We start from the raw sequence: 19,757 nt of genomic DNA on the forward strand, positions 1-19,757 counted from the left end.
CGGTGCCGATCATGGTGATCCGCGCGGCCGACGGCGGATACCGACTTTCGTTGGACAGGAAGAAAGATAGGTACCCCGCCGTTCGGCCTACCGACGTATTCGCGCACAGCAAACGGAGTTCGTGCCGGTCGGGTTCACACGCCTGGCCTAGCGTCTTGAGTGGCGCGGGTGGTTTGAACCACCTGAATCACTCAGGTGGCCCACGTACCTCCATCGCCGAACGCGAGCCTTGCGAAGCGCTCTCCCATGAGCCGATGCGTGGCCGCGTCCGGGTGCAGGTCGTCGGGCAGCGGCAGGTCGACGTGGTCCGCCTCGCCGTACAGGTCGAGGCCGTCGAGGTAGTGCAGGTTCGGATCGGTCGTGCTCCGCTCCTTGACGATGCGGGCGAGTTCGCCGCGGATCGTGGAGAGCGTGAGCTTCCCCGCCTTGACCTCCGCGGGATCCCCGGTGGCCATGAACCGCACCTTGCCTTCCCGCATGGCCTCCGGGTCGAACGCACACGGTCCCGGGGTGTGCTCGTGGATGGGGCAAAGGATCGGCGAGACGACCAGCAACGGCGTGGTGGGATGCCCGTCCCTGATGGTGTCGAGGAAACCGTGCACGGCCGGGCCGAACACGCGCAGCCGCATCCCGTCCGAGTTGACGAGGTTGATGCCGATCTTGACGCTGATCAGGTCGGCGGCCGTGTCCCGCATCGCGCGGGCGGTGAACGGATCGAGCAGCGCGCTGCCGCCGAAGCCCAGGTTGACCAGGTCGACGCCGGCGAGCGCGGCGGCCGTGGCGGGCCAGGTCCCGGTCGGGGTCGCCGCGTTGGAACCGTGACTGATGGAACTGCCGTGGTGAAGCCAGGTCCGACGATCGCTCGACTGTGCACTGTGGACGGTCGCGTCGGTTCGCAGGGTGACCAGCCGGGTGGATTCGTCGTGCGGCAGCCAGATCTCGACGTCCTTGTCCTCGCCCGGCAGGCCGGCGAAACGCAGGGTGCGCACGGGACCCGGAGTGGATTCGGCGGTGCCGGTGGACATGTCGATGGTGAGTGTGTCGCCCTCGGTCACGCTCGCCTGTCCCGCGAGACGGCCGTCGACGAGCAGCTCGTAGACGCCGTCGGGCCTGGCCGGCGCGCCGACGTAAACCCGTTTGGTGGCGATGACGTCCAGTTCGACGACCGTGGCCGCGGTACGGAAGACCAGCCGCACGCCGGACGGCTGCGCTTCCGTCATGGCCAGCTGGCCGTCGGGGATCTGCCGCCTGGCCTGCGGCGGAAGCCGGTGGGGGAGCACGCCGCGTTCGGTGTGTTCGAGGTCGAGGGCGCCGCGCACGAGGGCGGCGGTGATCGGGGTCGTGAACATTTCCTCCGTCATTTCCTTCGGGGCCAGGCGCGCAGCAGGACGTCGAGCGCGTCGAGGATCTCGGTCCAGCTCTCCTGCGAGCCGGGGGTGCTGTGGCTGAAGCCGCCGGCGGCCTCCAGCCCGACGAAGCCGCTGAAGACACTGCCCAGCAGCCGGACCGCGTGCGTCTGATGCGGTTCGGCCAGGTCGTAGCCGCGCAGGATCGCGCGGGTCATCTCGGCGTGCCGGACGCCGGCGCTGGTGGCCGCGTCCTCGGGCGCGAGCCGGAACCGCGCGGCGGTGAATCTTCCGGGGTGTTCCAGGGCGTAGTCGCGATGGACGTTCGCCAAGGCGATCAGCGCATCCTTGCCGGCCAGGCCCGCCACCGCGGCGGCGGCGAGATCGGCGAGTTCCGCCAAGGCCAGCAGGGCGATCCCGGTCTTCAGCTCGTGGGCGTTCTTGACATGCGAATACAGGCTCGCCGTCTTGACGCTGCACCGCTTCGCGACCTCCGTCGGGGTCACGTGTTCGAAGCCGATCTCGTCGGCCATCTCCGCGCCCACCTGGATCACGCGCTCCGTGGTTAGTCCCGCTCGTGCCATGAGCACCACGTTACCATAGTCCATTCTGGATTTGCCTAATGGCATTAGGTTAGAAACCTGGGTTCGGTAGCGCGGGGCGCACCGGAAGCTGGACGCGATCCGAACAAGTCTGGAGATGTGTTCATGTCGGCTGTCCCAGGACCAGTTGCCCTCGCCCGCGGTTTTCTGACCGGGATCGTCATCGGGACGACCCTGTGCGCCTTCGTCGTGGGCATCGTCATCGAGTACGTCCCGCTGACCGTCACCGGGATCGGACTCCCGTTCGTCTACGGGATCCTGCTCTATCTCGCCGGGGCACCGCGAAGAGCCCGTGAGGCGGCGATCGCCCCGGTGGTCGCGCTCGCGAAGATCGAAAGCCTCCGGGCGAGCGGGACCGAGACCGGGGACATCCCGGTCGACTTCGTTCTCACCGTCGTGCCCGAGGGCGCGGCGACGCACCGCGTGAGGATCACTCACGGCGTCAACCTGGTCGACATCCCGAACTACCGGCCGGGCGGGATCCTCGTCGTCGAGTACCCGCCGGACCGGCTTTGGAAGGCGCGGATCGTGGAGCGGCCGTCCCCGGAATGGGAGCGCCGCGTGGCAGGCGCCGTGATCGAGTCCGCCCCGGAGTCCAGCCTGGTGCAGGAGTCGCCGGAGGGCTGCGCGTTCGGCGCGCTCGCCTTTCTCGGTCTGCTGCTCGGCGCGGCGCTCGTGCTGGTCCTGTTCCGCGCGGAACTCTTCGCGCCGGAAGAGCCCTCCCGAGCGGAAGAAACCCAGTCCAGTGTGACGACTTCGTCCTCGGGATCCGCGACCGTCAACGTCGACGGTTCCCTGCTGGGCGAGGGGGAGTTGCGCCTGGCGATCGACGCGCTGGCGCGGGCCGCGGACGTCTCCCGGGTGATCACCGTGGTCGTCGAGGAACGACGGCTGACCGTGGTCTTCGCACCGACGGACGCTCAGGTGCCGTGGTTCGACCTCCGTGCCCTGGCGGTCGACCGGATTCCGGCCCTGGTCGCCAGGGCGACGAGCACGATCGACGTCGGATCACCGCGGACGTGGCAGGTCACGATCGTCCCGTTCGGGAACGCGGTGACCAGCCGGGTCCTCGTGACCGGACCTGATGGCAGCGGCTCGCTCGCGGACGGCGGCTGAGGCCCTTTCTGGTCAGGGCAGTACGTCCCGAGCGCCGCGTTCGAGACGATGAGCGTCCCGGGCGTGGCGCTCGGGACACGCACCCCGGCCCGTCGTGGCCTCGTGGAAGTGTCCAACGCCTGGCCCGTCGTTGAACAACTCGCCTGACGGCTGGACTTCCCCGGGGCCCGCCGGTAGACCAGAACCCCGTGACTTCTGTCCAACGCCGCCTCGCCGGTGTCCTCGCCGCCCTGCTGCTCACGATGGCGGGCACCGCCGCGCCTGCCGCCGCGGCCACGAACCTGACCGTGCTGAGCTTCAACATCTGGATGCAGGGCTCGCACGGCGGGATCGGTTCGGTGGTCGACCAGATCCGGCGGTCGGGCGCGAACGTGGTGGCCTTGTCGGAGACCGGCGGCGGTGCCACCGAAGCCATCGCCGACGCGCTGGGCTGGCAGCACACCGAACCCGGCTGGGACATCGACGTGATCAGCGCGCTGCCGATCCAGGACACCGACTGGAAGTCCTGGAACGACACGGGCGCGCGGGCCATCACGGCGAAGATCGCCGGCGTCTGGGTCTACGCGATCCACTTGGACTACACGAAATACGGCCCGTACAACGCGTGCTTCGACAAGGACAGCGTCAGCACGATCCTCGCCGACGAAACGAACCGCCGCCGTCAGGCCGAACAGATCGCCGAGTGGACGGGCAGCAGCCCCGGCATCGTCGCGGGCGACCTGAACAGCCCGTCCCATCAGGACTGGACCGCGGCCGCCAAGTCCCGGCACTGCGGCTATGAGGTGGCCTGGCCGACCACGAAGGCGTTCACCGCCCGCGGTTTCACCGATTCTTACCGGAAGCTGCGGCCCGACCCCGTCGCCGACCCGGGCGACACCTGGTCGCCGGTGGTCAAGGACAACCAGGGCAGGCCGGAACCGCAGGACCGGATCGACTTCGTCTTCTACCGCGGTGGTTCGATCACGCCCACGAGCTCGCGCACGTTCGGCGGCGGGACGGGCTGGCCGTCGGACCACCTCGCCGTGCTGAGCTCGTTCACGGTGTCCTGACCGGGAAATCGCCCGGCGTCGTCAGGAACCGTGCGGTCCGGGCGCGGCGCTGCCGGAGTACTCGCCGAGGTCGGAGACCAGCTTGGTCAGTTCGGCGTCGTTGTCGTAGCGCCGCTGGTGGAGCGCGGCGATCTTCGCGCCCATCTCGGGGTCCGGGTCGTCGGTGACGTCGAAGGAGGCGAACTTGTCGACCAGCGGCAGTCCGACCCGGTCGGTGTTCCGGTGCGCCGGGTGGATGAGGTACTCCCAATAGCCGTCGAGATCTTCGATCGCGAAGACCGCGCCCCATTCGTACTCGCCGCCGAAATCGCGTCCCACGACGAAGGATTTCACCGAGGGAATGACCCGGCCTTGATTGCGGAGGCTTTCCAGGGCTTCCTCGATCTGCTCCGGGGAGGCTTCGGGCCGCAGGGTGAAACGGTTGCCGTGGTAGATCATCGTGCTTCCTTTCGGTTCTTTCCGGTTGACCGGGAGCCGACGGCGGCGAGTGCCGCCCCGGCCCCCAAGGCGATGCCCGTCCAGAGGAAGGCGTCGGCGATGCCGATGGCCTGGACGAGCGGCTGGGCGACGAGTGGGGACAGGAACTGCCCGAGGAAGATCCCGGTGACCAGGCCGCTGAGCACCCGGCCGCGCTGCGCGGGATGAGCGAACTCGGCCAGGCGCAGGTTGAGATTCGGGACGACGAGGCCGACGCCGAACCCGCCGACGAGCAGCCCGGCCACGATCTGGACGACGGTGCCCGCCGTGCCGATCACCAGCCAGCCCACGCCCAGGAGTGCGACGCTGAGCGTGGTGATCGCCGTGGGACTCAGCCGCTTGCGCAGCCGGGGGAAGGCCAGCGCGCCCGCGACGCCGGTCAGCGTGCTTCCGGCGACCACGGCCCCGATGACGGCGGGACCGCTGCCGAAACCTTCGAGCAGGAACGGCAACTGTGTCGGCGCCATGTAGAAGATCAGCGTCGCGACCAGCGCCAGGACGTACACGCCGGCGATGCGGCCCGGCAGCCGGATCCGCCCGCTCTCCCGCACCGCCGGTTCGCCGCGTTCCGGTTCACGCAGGGAGACGACCGCGAACACGGCGACGATCGCCGAGACCGAGTAGATCCAGAACGGCGCCTGCCAGCTCACAGTGGCCAGCAAACCGGCCAGCGGCAGGAAGACGACGCCGCCCAGACTCGCGAACGCCTGCTGCAGCCCGAGGAACGAGGCGCGGCTCGCACCGGAGAACCAGTCGGTGATCAGCGTGCTGATCGCGGTCATGATCCCGCCGACGGCGATACCGAGCCCGGCACGGGTGACCAGCAGCAGGGACAGATCGTCGACGAAGAACCCCGCAGTGCCGGTGACCGCGTAGAGCCCGAGCCCCGCCAGGAGCAGCGGACGCCGTCCGACCCGGTCGGCGACGATCCCGGACAAGGGCGCGCTGATCGCGATCGCGAGCGAGGTCACGGTCAGCGCCAGCCGCACGAGAAGACCGGAACCCGGCGTGCCGGAGAAGACCTCCCGCATCGCGGGCAGGCTGGGCGCGATGATCGCCGCGGCCATGATAGTCAGCGGCGCCGCGGCCAGCACGGTGCCGCGGGCCAGGCGCGTCGGCGCCGAGGTGTCTGCTCGGTTCGTCACCCCGCCAATCTCGCAGCGGGGGCCCGGGCTTCGCGTCGGTGAAAATCGCCTATGTCCGAAGTGGCCGGACAAGCACTGGTAGAAATGTCCGATGCGGGATTTCTTCAAGGGGTTCGGGATGTTCTGGCAAGGCCTGGGCATCCTGCTGCGGTCGCCGAGGCTGCTGCTGATCGGGGCGCTGCCCGCCGTGCTGACCACGCTGTTGCTGCTCGGCGGCGTCGTGGCGCTGGCGTTCTGGATCGACGATCTCTCGCTGGTGCTCACCCCCTTCGCCGACGAGTGGTCGCCGCGGTGGCAGGTGCTGATCCGGGTCGCGGTCGGGGTCGGGGTGTTCGGTGCGGTGCTGGCCATCTGCCTGATCGGTTTCACCGCGCTCACGATCGCCGTCGGCGGACCGTTCTACGAGCACATCGCGGAGAAGGTCGAGGACGACCTCGGCGGCGTGCCCGGCGCGGTGGAGCTGTCGTGGTGGCGTTTGCTGGTGATGGGCCTGAAGGACGGGCTGGTGCTCGTGCTGCGTTCGCTGATGTTCACGATCCCGCTCATGATCGCGGGGTTCATCCCGGTGGTGGGGCAGACCGTCGTCCCGGTTCTGCTGGCACTGGTCACGGCGTGGTTCCTGGCGCTGGAACTGATCGCCGTGCCGTTCTACCGGCGGGGGATGGGCCTGAAGCAGCGGCGTCCGATACTGCGACGGCGTCGCGCGCTCGCCTTGGGTCTCGGGCTTCCCGCCTCGCTGTTGTGCCTGATCCCTTTCGCCGCGTTGATCGTGATGCCGGTGGCGTTCGTCGGCGGTGTGCTCGTCGCGCGTGAGGTCCTCGCGACGGACGCGGCGGATCAGCCGCTCCGCGTGGCCTGAGCTTTACGCAGGGCGCTGAGGAAGACGCCGGCCGACTCGGCTCCGGAGATGCCGATGGCGACGTCGAAACAGGGGCCCTCTGCGGTGGAGACGATCTTCTCCGCGGATGATCTGGCGCTAGCATGGGCAAGATGACGGATTCGGCGATCGGCGCGCTCCCGCAAGGGCTGGACGAAAACCTCGGCTGGCTTCTCGGGCAGGTGTGCCGGGCACACGGAGCCGCCCTGGCGAGCGCGGTTTCCGGGATCCCGCACGGCTTGCGGGGCTTCCAGGCGCTGTGCGGCGCGGTGCACGGGAGCGCGCGGAACCAGGCGCAGCTGGGCAGGCAGCTGGACGTCGACCGCACCGTGATGGTGTACCTGGTCGACGACCTGGTGGCCGCCGGGCTGGTGGAACGCGTGGTGGATCCGGACGACAGGCGGAACAAACTGATCCAGGGGACCGAGGCCGGGCGGAAGCTGCTGGACACGACCAAGGCCGCGATCCTGGCGGCCGAGGCCGAGGTGCTGGCCCCGTTGGAGCACAAGGATCAGGACCGGTTCCGGGACATGCTGCGCGCCGTCGTCGCGTACAACCTGGGCGGCCGCTAGCGCGAATTCACGCACGGGAAACCGGTCCACCGGTTGACCGGCTGTGCAGGCTTCGTGTCCCGGCGTGTATTCAAGGCTGGCTTTGGCGCCGCGGACCGGCGAGGATGACCGCGTCGGTGACGAGAGGGAGCGCACGGCATGGTCAAGGTGCACGGCAAGGCGGAGGCCGAGCGGATCCGCGACGAGCTGCGTGAGCAGCGGCGGCCGACCGGCCGGGTCGCCGAGGCCGGCGAGGTCGCGAAACCGTCGGGTGAGGGCGCGGCGGCGATCGTCGCGGACGGCTCGGACCGCATCGAACTGGACTACGCGGAGATCGCGGAGGCCCAGAAGAAGCTCGAAGAGCACCAGCGGAATCTCGAGCGGCACCTGGCGGGCGCCCAGGAACTGGGGACGTCGCTGGCCGACGGCAAAGGCCCGGTGTCCGTCCCGATGAGCCGGTCTTTCGCTCGCCGGGGCGGGGCGGAGGAAGGCGGCGTCCAGTTCGCGCTCCGCTCCTACCTCGCCGAGCTCGCCGCGTTGCGGACGGCGATCGGCCTGGTCGCCGACCAGCACCGTCGCACCGACGAAGAGGCCGCCACCGCTGTCGAAGCCGTCGCGAGGGGGACCGATGAGCGGTGAGTACTACACGGACAGACATCCGCTGAGCGCCCGCGCGCGGGCCAAACAGCGAAAAGTGGTCCGCAGTCGCAAGGCCAACCTGAGGGACGACGCGCTGGGGAAGATCAACTGGGAATGCTACGAGCATCGCCAGTTGTGGGACATGATCAAGTCGGCCGAGCCGCCGAAACTGGGCGAGCGGGCGTACGACTGGGCCCGGCTGGCCAAGGAGATCGACACGGAGGCCGTCGCGGTCCGCGAGATCGTCCAGAGACTGCTGCTGTCCTGGCACGGGCCCTCCTCGGCACAGGCCGCCGGCTCGGCGCACCTGCTCACCACGTGGGCCGCGGAGGCCGCGAGTACTTCGCGGGACATCGGCGACGGCCTCGACGCCTACACCTCGGCGATCACCGAAGCCCGCCGGAAGATGCCGGAACCGGTGCACTACACCGCCGAACGCTGGTTCCAGCAGGGCTACGCGGTGAAGGCCCTCGACGGTCCCAACGGCGCGTACATGATGGACGACCTCCTCGACGACAAACTCCCGACCAAAAAGGAGGCGGACCGGGCGAAGGCCGAAGCGGTGCGGGTCATGGAACAGTACGAAGAGGCCAGCCAGGGTGTCCGGCACCGGCTGCCGCCGTTGTTCGCCGCGGCACCGAAGACGGCGGACGTCCAGGCCCCGGTGGGACCGCCGCCCGTCGTCCCGCCTTCCGATCCCGAACCTCCTCGGCTCACTCGCCCGCCGGTGGAGCAGGGGCAGGAACCGGAGCCACCGGTGCGGGATCCGGGAGCACCGGACGTTCCCGGCCCGGGTACGGCGACTCACGAAGACGGCACCTACGCGGCTTCGGCCGGGGTCGTGGACTTCCCCACCGGCTCCGGGCAAGGCGCGGGATACGGCCCCGGACCGTCCTCGCCCGGCGGCGTCCTCACGGGCGAAGACGCCGCCAGGAACAGCCGGGGTTTCGGACAGGGTGGCTTCGGGCCTGGTGGTTTCGGCCAGGGTGCCGGCGCGGCCCGGGGCGGCGCCGGGGGAGCCGGATTCGGCATGTACCCGCCGATGACCGGCAAGCAGCGGGAAGAGGACAAGGAACATCGCGACCGCTACGGCAGTGGTTACGACCTCCTCGACGATCTCCCGCCCGCCTATCCGCCGGTGTTCGGCGAATGAGCGGCTACCGCGCCCAGCCGGACTCGATGCGGGCGCTGGCACGGCGGCTGGAGGTCGTGTCGGGAGAACTGGGCGAAGCCGCCCGGCTGACCGGCGGCGTCGCCGGGGGAGACCTGGGACCGGCGGGGATCGCCTCGGCGCTCGACGCCGTGATCGGCCCGTGGTCGGCGTCGATCGGCTCCGCGCACACCGGACTCGACGGCGCGGCGGCGGGAATCCGTACCGCGGCGAAGACCTACGAGGACACCGACGACGAAGCGGCCTGGACGCTGCGACACGAATCCGGGGATCCGTGATGCCCGAATACCGAGGGCTCGGTTTCGACCCCGCGCCGGGTGACGCGGACGCGATCGCGGACGCCGCCCGGCGCTGCTCGGAAGCGGCCGCGAAGCTCGACGGGTCGATCGCCGCCCGGATCGAGGTCCCCCGCGAGTGGGAAGGCGAAGCCGCCGTGACCGTCGCCGCCCGCGCGGCCGCGGCGAGGACGGCGCTCGAACCCGCGCCCGCCGTGTTGCGCGCCACGGCGGAGATCCTCACCTCCTGGGCGGGCACGGTCGTGGCCGGAACGAGGCGAGCCGAGCAACTCGACCGGCGCGCCGTGACACTCCGGCGCGCGCTCCTCGAAGCGGCGGACGCCGTGGAACTCGGGGAGACCGCCGTCCAGTTCGCCACCGGGACCGCGGCCACCGCGCAAGCCGATCTCGCGGCGGCGAAGGCACAGCACGAAGAGGTGCGGAGCGAACTCGACCGTGTCCTGGACCAGGCCCGAGCGCTGGAGACGGCGCATCGGGCCGAAGCGTCCCGGGTCGAGCACAGGCTGCGGGCGCTCGGCGAACCCGGCGCCGCGCTCGGTGAGGCACCCGGCGGCGCCGTGAACCTCGCCGACGTCACCGGCGGGATGGCCCGGTTTTCCGCGCTGGGCAAGGAACTCGCTGCCTCACTGGCCCGCGCGCCCGGTCCGGCGGTCACCCCGCCGTCCGGAGCCGCCGCCGCGTTCGCCGCGGCCGTCTCCCAGGGCGGCCGGTGAAACTGACGGCCGTCCCGGGGATCACCCCGGTCTCCCTGTCCTCGGTCGAGCGGACCACGGCCGAACTGCACACGCTCCTGATCCGCCTCCGCGGTCCGGACGCCGAACGGGATCTCGGCCTGGAGACCGCCGCGATCCAGGCCGCCGAACGCGCCCACGAACACCGTGCGGGTCTGCTGGCGATCGTCGAGCACCACGACGCCGACCCGGCCTTGCTGCTCGCCGGGTCGATTCCCGTCGAACGCCCGATGACGGTCGAGTCCGCGGCCGAGCTGAACTGGTCCGTCGCCGATACCGCACCGGGCATCCGCGAGGTCAGCACCGCGACGACCGCCCGCGGCTACCCGGTGGTGATCGTCGAGCGGATCGCCGTCGACGGGCCGGGCGCGCAGCTTCAAGCCGTCGTCCTCGACCCGGGACGGCCGCGGGTCGCGGTGTTCACCCTGCATTCGCCCGGTGGCCGCGGCTGGCTGGACGTGGCCGCGCTCGCGGGCACGCTCGTCGCGGGGGTGGATCTCAGTGAGCCAGCGCGCGTTCCCTGAACTCCCGGGGCGTTTGCCCGACGGCCTTCCGGAAGGTGCGGGAGAAATGGGCCGCGCTGGTGAAACCGCAGTCCTTCGCGATCTCGGCGATGCCCCGCGCGGCCTTCGCCGGATCTCCCAGCAGGGTCTTCGCCCGCTCGACCCGCAACCCCTTGATCCGCTCGGAGATCCCCTGTCCGTCGTCGAACAGCTGGTAGAGCCGGCGGCGCGAGATGTACAGGGCCTCGGCCACTTGGTCCGCGCCCAGCGAGGGATCGGCGAGACGCTCGCGCATGTACCGCACGGCTTCCCGGCGACGGGTCGCGAGCGCGTCGGCACGGTCGAGTTCCGCACGCAGGACGCTGCGCAGCACCAGTTCCGCGAGCCCGCGCAGGTGATGGGCGAGGCCGTGCGGATCGAGCGCCGCGCTGACGGCGAGGACGTGGGCGATCGCGCTGGAGAACAACGCGCGCAACGAGGCGTCGACGAGGACGGGGCGGAACATCAGCGGCTGCAACTCGCCGAAGGACAACGAGAATTCCGCCGCGGGCAGGGTCAGCATGACGACGCCCTGCCTGCCCGGTGTCTCGCCGTCGTGGCCGCCGATCGGCAGGACGTGCAGGACACAGCCGGCGAAGCCGAGCTTCGCGCCGTCTTCGGCGACAGCCCGCGGAACGGTGCACCGCAGGAGAAGCTGGATGCCGTCCGGACCCGCCTTGCGGTCGCCGAGAATCGCCGCGCGGGCGGCCGCCGCGCCGGAGGCACGGACGATCAGCTGTCCGGTCGCGACTTCTGCTTCGGTCATGGGCGCCGTTCGCGGATTCGTCGGGGACATCTCGTTCATCTTCACTGTTCGCTCGGTATCGTGCCCGCCGGGTGGCGGAGCTAGGTGAGAGGTGGCCATGGCACGGCGTTCGGCGAGTACGGCGGGCATCGTCCTGTCGCAGCTGGAATTCGACCTGTTGTGGGCCGACCTCGGGAACGGCGAGTCACCGTATCCGCTCGACGTGCCCTCGCACGGCGAAACCAGGGAAGAACGGGACGAACTGGGCGAACGCGTCTTCGCCGGGCTCTCCGACGCGGGTTTCGCCGGCGGCGACGAACTCGATCCCGGCATCGAGGACCTGTTCGTCCTGCTGGGATCCCCGTCGCTGTCGGTGGACGCGCTGGTGCTCGGTGAACAGCCGTGGCGGATGCTCGCGGCGGTCCGCGGCGCCCGCGGGGTGCTGGCGGTCCAGGACGAGAAGGACCTGGTCCTCGAACCGCTGCGGGCGGCCGAGCTGGTCGCCACGGTCGGCCGGATGCTCGGTGACGGCGTGCCCGGTCCCGGTGACCAGCTCCGGCTGCCACGAGCCACCTTTTCGGCCGCCATGGACGGTTTCGCGCGAGCGGGCTACGACGGATTCGAACGCGCGCTGTCCGGCGCCGGGATCACCGGCCGGAGCGTGCGTCCCCTCGCGACGATGGTGACATCGGCCCGCCACGCCGCCGGGCAGCTCGCGGTCAACGGTGTCCGCGGCCGGAGCCCGGTGCTCAGCTGGTTCGACACCGAGGCCGGCCGCTACGCCGTCACCCACGAAGACGTCGGCGGTGAAGCCTGGGTGATGGTCACCCCGGCCGACGCCGCCTGGCTCGCCGCCCGCCTCGGCCTGCTGATCGACGACGTCTCCTGATCACGAACGCCAAGCGGGCGAAGGGAAATCCCCGGTGAGACCGTCCACGACGGACTCGCCGGCGTCGAGTGCGGAGATGGTCGCCTCGGCGGCGAGCCGGAGCACCAGGGCGGACAGCTCGCTCGCGCGCGAGGTCAGCGCACCCGGCTCGAACCGCAGCCCGACCGGCTTTCCGTACAGGTCGACGGTGACCGTGACGCCACCCTCGCTCGCCTCGCCGGTCACCGCGGCCAAGCGGGCGCTGTAGTCGGTGTCCGGGGTCTCGGCGTCTTCGAGCAAGCGCTCGACGCTGCGTTCGTCGATACCGCGTTCGTCGATCACTGGACCCTCCACGTCTCCGGAGTCGTCTCTTCGATCGCCTCGGCCAGTTCGGCGCTCGTCCCGAGCCTCAGCGACTCCGCGTCGTCCAGATCGAGCCGTCGGCTCGCCTGCGCGGCCGCCCGGTCCACCAGGCCGAGGATCCGCCGGGAGAGTTCCCGAGGGTCCAAGCGCAGCGCGGCCTCCTCGATCCGCAGATCCCGCAGCGCCCCGCCCGGTTCCACCTCGACCGAGGCGACGCGATCCCGTGCCTTCCCGGTGATCACGGGCGCACCCCGCCGTAGAAGGTGGAACCCGACAGCGTGTGCGTGTTGCGGCGCACGGCGTCCCCGGAGTTGCCCTCGATCATCGTCACCTTGTTCCCCTCGACCTTCTCCACGATGCCGATGTGAGTGCTCGTCGACGGGCTCTGCGGCCCGGTCCCGAACAGGAGCACGTCGCCGGGTTTGGCGTCGTGCAGGGAGTTCCGGCCGTACGCCTTCCCGTGCCGCTGTCCCCAGCGGTAGACGTCGCCGGTGAAGGGCAGGATCGGGATGTCCACCCCGGCCTTGCGCCACATCGCGGTCGCGAACGACGAGCACCACGCCGCCGTCGGCCCGTACGGGTTCCGGTTGCTGCCGGGCGGGTTCTCCCGTGTACCGAGTTCCTTGCGCGCCGCGGAAACGGCCTTCTGACCGCGAGAGGTCGCCTTGTTCGGGGTGGTCTTGCCCGGCTTGCCGTGCCCGGCGGCGGGATGGTCCTCGACCTTGCGATCGGCGACGCCGTCGTGCCGCAGTTCCTTGCGCAGGCCCCGCAGCTTGCCGGCGGCTTCGGTGAGTTCGCCGTTCACCTTCCGCAGCGTCGCGGCCGACTGTTTCGTGTACCGCGGCGCGAGATCGGCGGCCGCGGCGATCGCGGTGGCCATCGCGGCCCGCGACCCCACGGCGGTGGCGTCGTCGAGGAGCTTCTTCGCCTTGGCGATGTACTCGTCGGCGAGCCGCTGGACAGCGGTGTGACCTCCGTCCACAGTGGACGTCACGCGGGCGACGACCCGTTCGGCTTCGGTGCTCGCGTCGGCGGTGAGGCGGATGTCCTTCCGCAGCCGCGCCGTGGTGCGCTCGAACTCCTCCGAAGCCTTGCCCTCCCAATGGGCGAGCACGACGTCGGTCTCCCGCTTGTGCGCGTCGTGCTGGTCGTGCAGGGTCTTCGAGACCTGGTGCAGGGCGAACTGGACACGGGCGGCGTCCTCCGCCTTGCCCGCGAGCTTGTTCCGGTGCGCCAGGATGTCCGCGGCGAAATGCCGCGCGGTGGCAAGAGTGTCCATCGAGGTCTCCAACGCTTTCAGGCGAGCCGGTTCAGTGCCGCGGCGGACGAGGCATCGCGGTCGTGATAGGCCTTGCGGGCTTTGGCGGCGGCGTCCGCGAGCCGGTCGGCGGATCCGCCGACGGCCTTGACCTGGCTCTGCAGGGCGGCGCCGAAATCGCCGAGCGCGTCGGCGAACCCGGATTCCTTGCCGATCTTGCCGAAGCTGTCGTCGGCGATCGACCGGACGTCCTTGACCTGGTTCGCGGAGGTGGCGGTGAGCGCGTCACCAACCCGTCGGGTGCGCCGCATGAAGCCGTCCAGCGTCCGGCCGTCGACCCGGATCCGCCCGATACCCGCCCCACCGCCGCTGGGCTTGCCGTGGTGTTTTCGCACGGCTTCGGCCGCCTTGCGCGCCTCGGGCAGGTGACGCCGGTAGGCGCCGTTCGTGTAGGTCGACCACGGCGTCCACGAGCGGCCGTCGTTCGAGATGGTGTTGGCGGCCTTGGCGTTGGTGGTGGCGTCGAACAGTTCGGAGTTCGAGTCGAGGCCGAACTGCCTGCGCCGCTCCGGCCCCATCGCGCCCAGCATGTTGATCTGCCAGAGCCCGTAGGAATCGTCGGGCGGGGTCGCGTTGTGGGCGCGGGTGTTCCCGCCGGATTCGGCGAGCGCGACCGCCACCGCCGTGGTCAGCCCGTCGCCGCGAAACCCGGCTTCGTGGGCGTGCCGGGCGATCTGCTCCGGGATCAGCTTGGTCATGCACCGAGCTTGACCGCCTGTGCGCGCCGGGGGAACCGGCGTTGCACGCGTGGACACGTGCGTTGCACAGGCGGTCAGCCCTCGCTAGGCGATCGGTTCGATCCAGATGTTGCGGAACCGCGGATTCTCCCCGGGATCCCCGTGATCCTGCAGCCGGATCGCGCCCGGCCCGGCGTTCTCCGGGTTGCTGTCGCCCGTGCCGCCGTCGATCTCGACGTCGTTGTGGACCACGACACCGTTCCAGACCACGGTCACCCGGGCGTTGTCGGTCTTGTTCCCGGCACCGTCGAACCGCGCGGCGCGGAACGTGACGTCGTAGGTCTGCCAGGTCCCAGGCGCCGTCGCCATGTTCCGGTCAGGCGCCCGTTTCGAGTAGATCGCGCCCGCCTCGTTGTTGGCGAGCGTGGTGTCCCCGAACGATTCCAGGACCTGCAGTTCGTAGCGTTCCTGGAGGTAGATGCCGCTGTTGCCCCGCTGCTGCCCGGTGACCTCCGGCGGGTAGTTCGGCTCGTTCCATTCGGCGTGCAGCTGGAAGTCGCCGAACTGCTGCTTCGTGCGGATGTCGCCGCCGTTGGACTCCATCGCGCCGCCGGACACCGGCCAGGTCGCGGCGCCGCCCGCGCGTTTCTCCCAGGCGTTCAGGTCGGTGCCCTTGAACAGCTGGATACGCCGGGACTCGGTGAGCGTGAGGCTGTCGAGGTTGACGTTGCCCGCGTCGCCCGTGTCGTAGCGGTAGGAGATCGTGTTCGACCCGGCTTTGAGGTTGAGCGTGTCGGGCTGCGTGTTCCAGGTGTCCCAATTGCCGGTGCTGGCGAGCCTGACTTGTTTGACCTTGGCGCCGTTGACGTAGACGGTCACGGATTTGGTCCCTGGCGCCGGATCCGGGCCGTTCGAGTACCGCAGCGCCGCGTTGTAGGCACCGGTCTTGGGCGCGTTCACGGTGAACGTCGTCGCTGCGCCCTGGTTCCAGTAGCCGTCCACGAACCCGGTGCCCGTGTAGCCCTTGTGGTTCGTGTTCGCCGCGGCGCCACCGCTGAGCGCGGCCCGCTCGGCCTCGTAGGTCGTGCTCGCCGGCGGTCCGCCGACCAACGAGTTCAGCGTGTACCAGGCCTCCGTGCTCCACAGCGCCGCACCGGACTCCGACGCGAACGGGCGCGGAGAGCGGACGTGCACCACGTGTCCCGCCTTCAGGCCCGCCACCTGCAGCGTGACCTTCTTGCGGTCGGGGGACAGGCTCGCGAAGGTGACGGACAGGGTCTGCTCGTCGACCTTCGGCCCGCCGTACGCGGGAGTGGGCTGGTAGCGCCACTGCTGTGCCTGGTATTTCGCCGCGAGGTTCTGCGCGGTCGCGGCCGACAGCGGCTGGGTGTACTCGAGTTCGAAGCCGCCCGCGACGGCCCGCATCGCCCGGATGTCGAAGGCGTTCGTGCCGTTGGGCGTCACCTTCTGGAGGCCGTAGGCGAGCTTGCCGGGCTGGCCCCAGTTCCCGCCGCCGTCGATCCCGCCGGTGTAGATCGCGCCGTCGGGGCCGAGGCTGATCCGGCTGACGCCCGATTCGAGTCCTTGCGTGAGCCGGAAGACCGCACCCTGGTACTCGCCGTTGACCTTCTCCAGGAAGGCGCGCTGGAGCCCGCCGTAGGTCACGTCGCCGTACACCATCTGTCCGGCGAAGGGGCCCTGCGACAGCATGACCATGTTGCTCGGCGAGTTCGCGATCTCGTTGTGGGGCAACCACAACACCGGCGCGGTGACCGGCTTCGCGTCGAACGGACCCGGGGGATTGGTGTAATGGTTGAAGAAGCGGTCCTGCTTGACCCGGACGAGCTTGTTCGCCGGCAGCCAGCCGCCCTGGTTGTCCGTGACGAAGACGTCGCCTTCCGGGCCCCAGCCGATACCGTGCGGCGTACGCAGCCCGCCGGCGATGTAGGACACTTGACCGGTGGCCTTGTTGACCTTGATCGTGGTCCCGCGGTTCGCGGCGGGCTGCGGATCGGTCGTCGCGCCGCCGTAGTTGATGGCCACGGAGAGGTTGGCGTAGAAGAAGCCGTCCTTGTACAGCAGGCCGAACGCGAACTCGTGGAAGTTGCCGCCGAACGGCCAGGTGGCGACGGTGCGGTAGTCGTCGGTCACGCCGTCGCCGTTGGTGTCGTTCAGTTCGACGAGCCGCGTCTTCTCCGACACGTACAGCTTGCCGTCGACGTACTTGACGCCCATCGGCTCCTTCAGGCCGCTGGCGACGCGCTTGCTCCGCACCTTGCTCGGGTCGGTGTTCCCGCTGACGTTGCTCAGCAGGTGCACCTCGCCGAGGACCTTGTCGGACCCGCCCCAGGTGGCGATGGCGAGCCGGCCGTCCGGCAGCCAGTCCATCCCGGTGACCTGCGGCTGGAACCCTTCTGGGCGCAGGTTCGTCAGCGTGAAGCCGGGGTGGACGGCGTTCAGCGGCAGGCCGTCACCGGGCGAGTCCGCGGCGCCCTCGCATTCCTTGCGTCCCGGCGCGGTCACGCGGACGACGTCGGCGTCGGTGCTGAGCACCGAATTCGGCACGAGCGCGAAGTCACCCGCGCCCGGTGGCCGCCATTCCAGGGTGATCTGCTGGTCGTTGGTGTTGTCGAAATGGTCGATCCGCAGCGCGTGATACCCCGTGCCCAGCTGGACCGAGCCGGTCGCGGGGGTCGCTCCGTGCAGGCCGTCGTGGTTGATCACCGTCTGGCCGTCGATGCTGAGCCGGGAGCCGTCGTCGCTGGTGAGCCGGAATTCGTACTGCCCGGCCGTCGCGATGTTGATGTTGGCGATGACCTCCGAGACGAACTGCTCGTTCAACCCGAAGTCGGCAGTGCCGGTCCAGTTGATCGTCGGCATCAGCTTGTCGACGTTGGGGGTCTGGCCGGATTTGATCGCGCAGAGCTTGGTGATCTCGCGTTGCAGGTCGTACGTGCGGAGCGTGACACCGGGTTGCTGGGGTGGGACGGCCGCTTCGGCCGGAGCCGTCACCAGCCCTGACAGGCCTGTGACCAGCGCCAACGAGGCGACTATGGACCGGTTGAAGCGCTTGCGGACAGACGGAAGCATCGTTGCCCCTCAGGTCGGCGGCGGAGCACCTCTGTGACGTCCGCTGAACCTAAGAGGACTTTCGCCTGGAGTCAACGAAAGTATGTACAACTCGGACGAAAGTTACCCCGAACGGCCCTCGGGGAGACGTTTGCGCCGCGAGGGCCGAGCATCCATGGTGAGCGCGGAGACTTGCCTGGGCGACCATGGTCATGCTGCTCCAGGCAGGGCGGCCTGCTAGGCGAGGCGCGGGAGAAGTGGAACCGTCCACTTGGGCGGCAATGAACAAGATGCATGGAAAGTTTGTCTCTATTTCGCGTCAGGCATGCACTGCGTCTTGTCTGGCAATGGTCGATCCCACTGTGCAGATCTCTTGGGGCTGCCGCCGACTGGCGGCTAGTTTCTGTAGTTACAAAGCAATTAACTTTCAAGATCTCTGGGTTCAAGTCTGTAACGCTGGGCCTTTTTGTCTCGACTAGGTATCGACCTGAGGTGTGGTTCAAGTGGTAGGAGTGGCCATGCAGATGCTGTATGCAGTTGAGTTCGATGTCATGGCGACTGAATCGGAAGATCCTTTGGGTGCTTATGAAATTCTCATGGAGCATCTGCATGGATGGCTGGCGTGGGGAGCCAGTGCCTGTCCAAGTATTGCTGACCTGAAAAAAGACGGGGAGGCAGAGTACCTAAAGGTGAGCGTAGAGGGTAAGACTGAAAGTTCGCGCAAAGCTTCGTGGAAACTGGCTGGCGCTACTGGTGGAGTCGAACGTTCTTTTCGGATTGATGTCCGTCAGCCTCTCCTTGCCGAGGGAACGTGGTTCCAGACTCGAATTACAGTATCGCACGACGAAAATCAGGCTAGACTGCGAGTTGTCATGGGTAGAGATATTACGACTGGATGGCTTTCGCCGGTGCCATTCGAGATACTTCGCCGGCCTCGTCTTATTCTTGATGTCACTCGTAACTCAAAGCTGCATGTTCGAGTGCTAGGCCAGTACGTGGACGACCGTTATGTGCCCATTCGAACGCGAGAGGAGCTTGGTCCACTTGTTGATGCGGTGAAGAATTTAACCAGGCTTCCCATTCTTGTTGTAGGTTCGAACAGCAATTCCGCCAGGGAATTTGCGTATAGGGCTGCTCAGGAACTGCAAGGGCTTGCTCGCGTTGCGACCTTGTCGCCGTTTCTGTGTCAAGAGTTCAATAAGGGATTCCTTGATGATCAAGTTCCCTATGGTGGCGCACGTCTCTACTGGCCGGATAGGTCACTGCGACAGCCGTACTTCTCTGCCGAAGAGATCTCGCGTAATGGTATCGAGTATGCCGTTCAGCAGATAATGCGATTGTTGGCACCAATTTCCGTTATTGCCCGCGGAAGGGATATTGGGTGGGATGCGGCTGTTGCTGCGGAGAGATTGGATCGCGCTGGTAAGTCCAAGAAAAGGCTAAATGAGGCCCGCGCTTTAGGGGATCAGCTGGAAGAGATCCGCGTACTGACGGAAGCTTACGAGCAAAAGCAGAATGAATTGACAGAAATGGAGGGATTAAATAATGATCTTTTGGTAGAAAAGGATCAGCTTCGAGGGCAGTTGCAGATGATGGAGGATTATCGGTATCAGCTGGAGAGTTGGAAGTCAGAATATTTTAAGTTGGTTCGCGAAGGGAAGGGGGTTGCGGCGCGCGACTGGAGTGAGGCGCCTGATTGTGCAAATGACAACATTGAGGACCTTCTTGTATTTATCAAAGAGGTGAGCGGGGGTTCATTCGAGTACACCGAGAACTCGGTTAAGTCTTGGCATAAGTCTCAGTATCCATATCCGGCCGCTATGCGTGACGCGCTGATTGATTTGGCGCGAGCGTCAGTGGGCTATAGGGAATCTGGTGGCCATCTGGGGCAGCGTCTCGAAGATTGGATCGGGGAGAAATACCCTCTTAGGGTTGCAATGAGCGACAAGGGGCTTACGCGGAGCGGGTTGGACAAATTTGAATTTGAAGGGCGCTTTCATAGCCGCATACCACATGTCAAGCTTGATGACAATACGTCGCCGGATCGTGTTGGTCGAATCTATTTTGGCGTCGACTCGGAAGAGTTTCGCTTCATTGTTGATCACATCGGTCTGAAGTTGTATGGACTATAATAGAATTAGTTTATCCTAAAGCGTTCTGGGTTTAAGGCTGCCG

21 protein-coding genes are annotated in these 19,757 nt (G+C 68.1%); 11 read left to right on the top strand and 10 right to left on the bottom strand.

Features of this window, described 5'->3' with window-relative positions:
• Window positions 1-191: 191 nt before the first annotated feature.
• Together IE302_RS01150 and IE302_RS01155 are read right to left on the bottom strand one after the other, a co-directional pair.
• Window positions 192-1,349 (bottom strand): GDSL-type esterase/lipase family protein, encoded by a 1,158-nt coding sequence (locus IE302_RS01150; protein ID WP_191250840.1) that lies wholly within the window; start codon window positions 1,347-1,349, stop codon window positions 192-194.
• Window positions 1,350-1,357: 8 nt separating this feature from the next.
• On the bottom strand, window positions 1,358-1,930 hold the full coding sequence (locus tag IE302_RS01155) for a TetR/AcrR family transcriptional regulator (RefSeq protein ID WP_191250841.1): 573 nt from the start codon (window positions 1,928-1,930) through the stop codon (window positions 1,358-1,360).
• Between the two features lie 123 nt (window positions 1,931-2,053).
• Here IE302_RS01155 and IE302_RS01160 point away from each other — a divergent pair, with 123 nt between their 5' ends.
• Complete coding sequence (locus IE302_RS01160; protein ID WP_191250842.1) at window positions 2,054-3,064, top strand: hypothetical protein; 1,011 nt, start codon at window positions 2,054-2,056, stop codon at window positions 3,062-3,064.
• Window positions 3,065-3,252: 188 nt separating this feature from the next.
• Window positions 3,253-4,113 (top strand): endonuclease/exonuclease/phosphatase family protein, encoded by an 861-nt coding sequence (locus IE302_RS01165; protein WP_191250844.1) that lies wholly within the window; start codon window positions 3,253-3,255, stop codon window positions 4,111-4,113.
• 21 nt (window positions 4,114-4,134) lie between these two features.
• Here IE302_RS01165 and IE302_RS01170 read toward each other — a convergent pair whose 3' ends face one another.
• Together IE302_RS01170 and IE302_RS01175 are read right to left on the bottom strand one after the other, a co-directional pair.
• On the bottom strand, window positions 4,135-4,551 hold the full coding sequence (locus IE302_RS01170) for a Dabb family protein (protein WP_191250845.1): 417 nt from the start codon (window positions 4,549-4,551) through the stop codon (window positions 4,135-4,137).
• The gene (locus tag IE302_RS01175) at window positions 4,548-5,735 is read right to left on the bottom strand and encodes an MFS transporter (protein ID WP_229907537.1); all 1,188 of its coding nucleotides are present in this window, start codon (window positions 5,733-5,735) and stop codon (window positions 4,548-4,550) included. The genes IE302_RS01170 and IE302_RS01175 overlap by 4 nt, the downstream gene beginning before the upstream one ends.
• A gap of 91 nt (window positions 5,736-5,826) precedes the next feature.
• Here IE302_RS01175 and IE302_RS01180 point away from each other — a divergent pair, with 91 nt between their 5' ends.
• The 7 genes from IE302_RS01180 to IE302_RS01210 all read left to right on the top strand — a co-directional run bounded on the left by IE302_RS01180 (window position 5,827) and on the right by IE302_RS01210 (window position 10,524).
• Complete coding sequence (locus tag IE302_RS01180) at window positions 5,827-6,594, top strand: EI24 domain-containing protein (RefSeq protein ID WP_191250847.1); 768 nt, start codon at window positions 5,827-5,829, stop codon at window positions 6,592-6,594.
• Window positions 6,595-6,725: 131 nt separating this feature from the next.
• Entirely contained in the window at window positions 6,726-7,184 is a 459-nt protein-coding gene (locus tag IE302_RS01185) for a MarR family winged helix-turn-helix transcriptional regulator (protein ID WP_229907538.1), read from the top strand.
• A 138-nt stretch (window positions 7,185-7,322) separates the two neighbouring features.
• Window positions 7,323-7,802, top strand: a complete 480-nt coding sequence (locus IE302_RS01190) for a hypothetical protein (RefSeq protein WP_191250849.1) — start codon at window positions 7,323-7,325, stop codon at window positions 7,800-7,802.
• Window positions 7,792-8,955 carry a PPE domain-containing protein gene (locus IE302_RS01195; RefSeq protein ID WP_191250850.1) on the top strand — a complete coding sequence of 388 codons (1,164 nt, stop codon included), beginning with the start codon at window positions 7,792-7,794 and terminating at the stop codon, window positions 8,953-8,955. The genes IE302_RS01190 and IE302_RS01195 overlap by 11 nt, the downstream gene beginning before the upstream one ends.
• Window positions 8,952-9,251 carry a type VII secretion target gene (locus IE302_RS01200; RefSeq protein WP_191250851.1) on the top strand — a complete coding sequence of 100 codons (300 nt, stop codon included), beginning with the start codon at window positions 8,952-8,954 and terminating at the stop codon, window positions 9,249-9,251. The genes IE302_RS01195 and IE302_RS01200 overlap by 4 nt, the downstream gene beginning before the upstream one ends.
• Window positions 9,251-9,982 (top strand): hypothetical protein, encoded by a 732-nt coding sequence (locus tag IE302_RS01205; protein WP_191250852.1) that lies wholly within the window; start codon window positions 9,251-9,253, stop codon window positions 9,980-9,982. The genes IE302_RS01200 and IE302_RS01205 overlap by 1 nt, the downstream gene beginning before the upstream one ends.
• A complete protein-coding gene (locus IE302_RS01210) occupies window positions 9,979-10,524 on the top strand; it encodes a hypothetical protein (protein WP_191250853.1) in 546 nt (181 codons plus the stop codon). The genes IE302_RS01205 and IE302_RS01210 overlap by 4 nt, the downstream gene beginning before the upstream one ends.
• On the opposite strand, the gene IE302_RS01215 is transcribed toward IE302_RS01210, so the two are convergent.
• On the bottom strand, window positions 10,499-11,308 hold the full coding sequence (locus IE302_RS01215; RefSeq protein ID WP_191250855.1) for a helix-turn-helix transcriptional regulator: 810 nt from the start codon (window positions 11,306-11,308) through the stop codon (window positions 10,499-10,501). The genes IE302_RS01210 and IE302_RS01215 overlap by 26 nt on opposite strands.
• 97 nt (window positions 11,309-11,405) lie before the next feature.
• Between IE302_RS01215 and IE302_RS01220 the strand changes: the two genes are divergently transcribed.
• Window positions 11,406-12,176: an ESX secretion-associated protein EspG gene (locus tag IE302_RS01220; RefSeq protein WP_191250857.1), complete on the top strand. Its 771-nt coding sequence runs from the start codon at window positions 11,406-11,408 to the stop codon at window positions 12,174-12,176.
• On the opposite strand, the gene IE302_RS01225 is transcribed toward IE302_RS01220, so the two are convergent.
• The 5 genes from IE302_RS01225 to IE302_RS01245 form a co-directional block, all read right to left on the bottom strand.
• Window positions 12,177-12,497, bottom strand: coding sequence for a YbaB/EbfC family nucleoid-associated protein (locus IE302_RS01225; protein WP_191250859.1), 321 nt, complete (start codon window positions 12,495-12,497; stop codon window positions 12,177-12,179).
• Window positions 12,494-12,760: a YbaB/EbfC family DNA-binding protein gene (locus IE302_RS01230; protein ID WP_191250860.1), complete on the bottom strand. Its 267-nt coding sequence runs from the start codon at window positions 12,758-12,760 to the stop codon at window positions 12,494-12,496. Before IE302_RS01230 ends, IE302_RS01225 begins: the two co-directional genes overlap by 4 nt.
• Window positions 12,757-13,797, bottom strand: coding sequence for a CHAP domain-containing protein (locus IE302_RS01235; RefSeq protein ID WP_191250862.1), 1,041 nt, complete (start codon window positions 13,795-13,797; stop codon window positions 12,757-12,759). The genes IE302_RS01230 and IE302_RS01235 overlap by 4 nt, the downstream gene beginning before the upstream one ends.
• 17 nt (window positions 13,798-13,814) lie before the next feature.
• On the bottom strand, window positions 13,815-14,534 hold the full coding sequence (locus IE302_RS01240) for a transglycosylase SLT domain-containing protein (protein WP_191250864.1): 720 nt from the start codon (window positions 14,532-14,534) through the stop codon (window positions 13,815-13,817).
• Window positions 14,535-14,618: 84 nt separating this feature from the next.
• Window positions 14,619-17,603 carry a 3-keto-alpha-glucoside-1,2-lyase-like domain-containing protein gene (locus tag IE302_RS01245; RefSeq protein ID WP_191250866.1) on the bottom strand — a complete coding sequence of 995 codons (2,985 nt, stop codon included), beginning with the start codon at window positions 17,601-17,603 and terminating at the stop codon, window positions 14,619-14,621.
• A gap of 497 nt (window positions 17,604-18,100) precedes the next feature.
• Between IE302_RS01245 and IE302_RS01250 the strand changes: the two genes are divergently transcribed.
• Window positions 18,101-19,714, top strand: coding sequence for a hypothetical protein (locus IE302_RS01250; protein ID WP_191250869.1), 1,614 nt, complete (start codon window positions 18,101-18,103; stop codon window positions 19,712-19,714).
• The last annotated feature ends 43 nt before the right edge of the window (window positions 19,715-19,757 follow it).

The sequence above is a fragment of the Amycolatopsis oliviviridis genome (assembly GCF_014654365.1).
In the GTDB taxonomy this organism is placed as follows: Bacteria; Actinomycetota; Actinomycetes; order Mycobacteriales; family Pseudonocardiaceae; genus Amycolatopsis; species Amycolatopsis oliviviridis.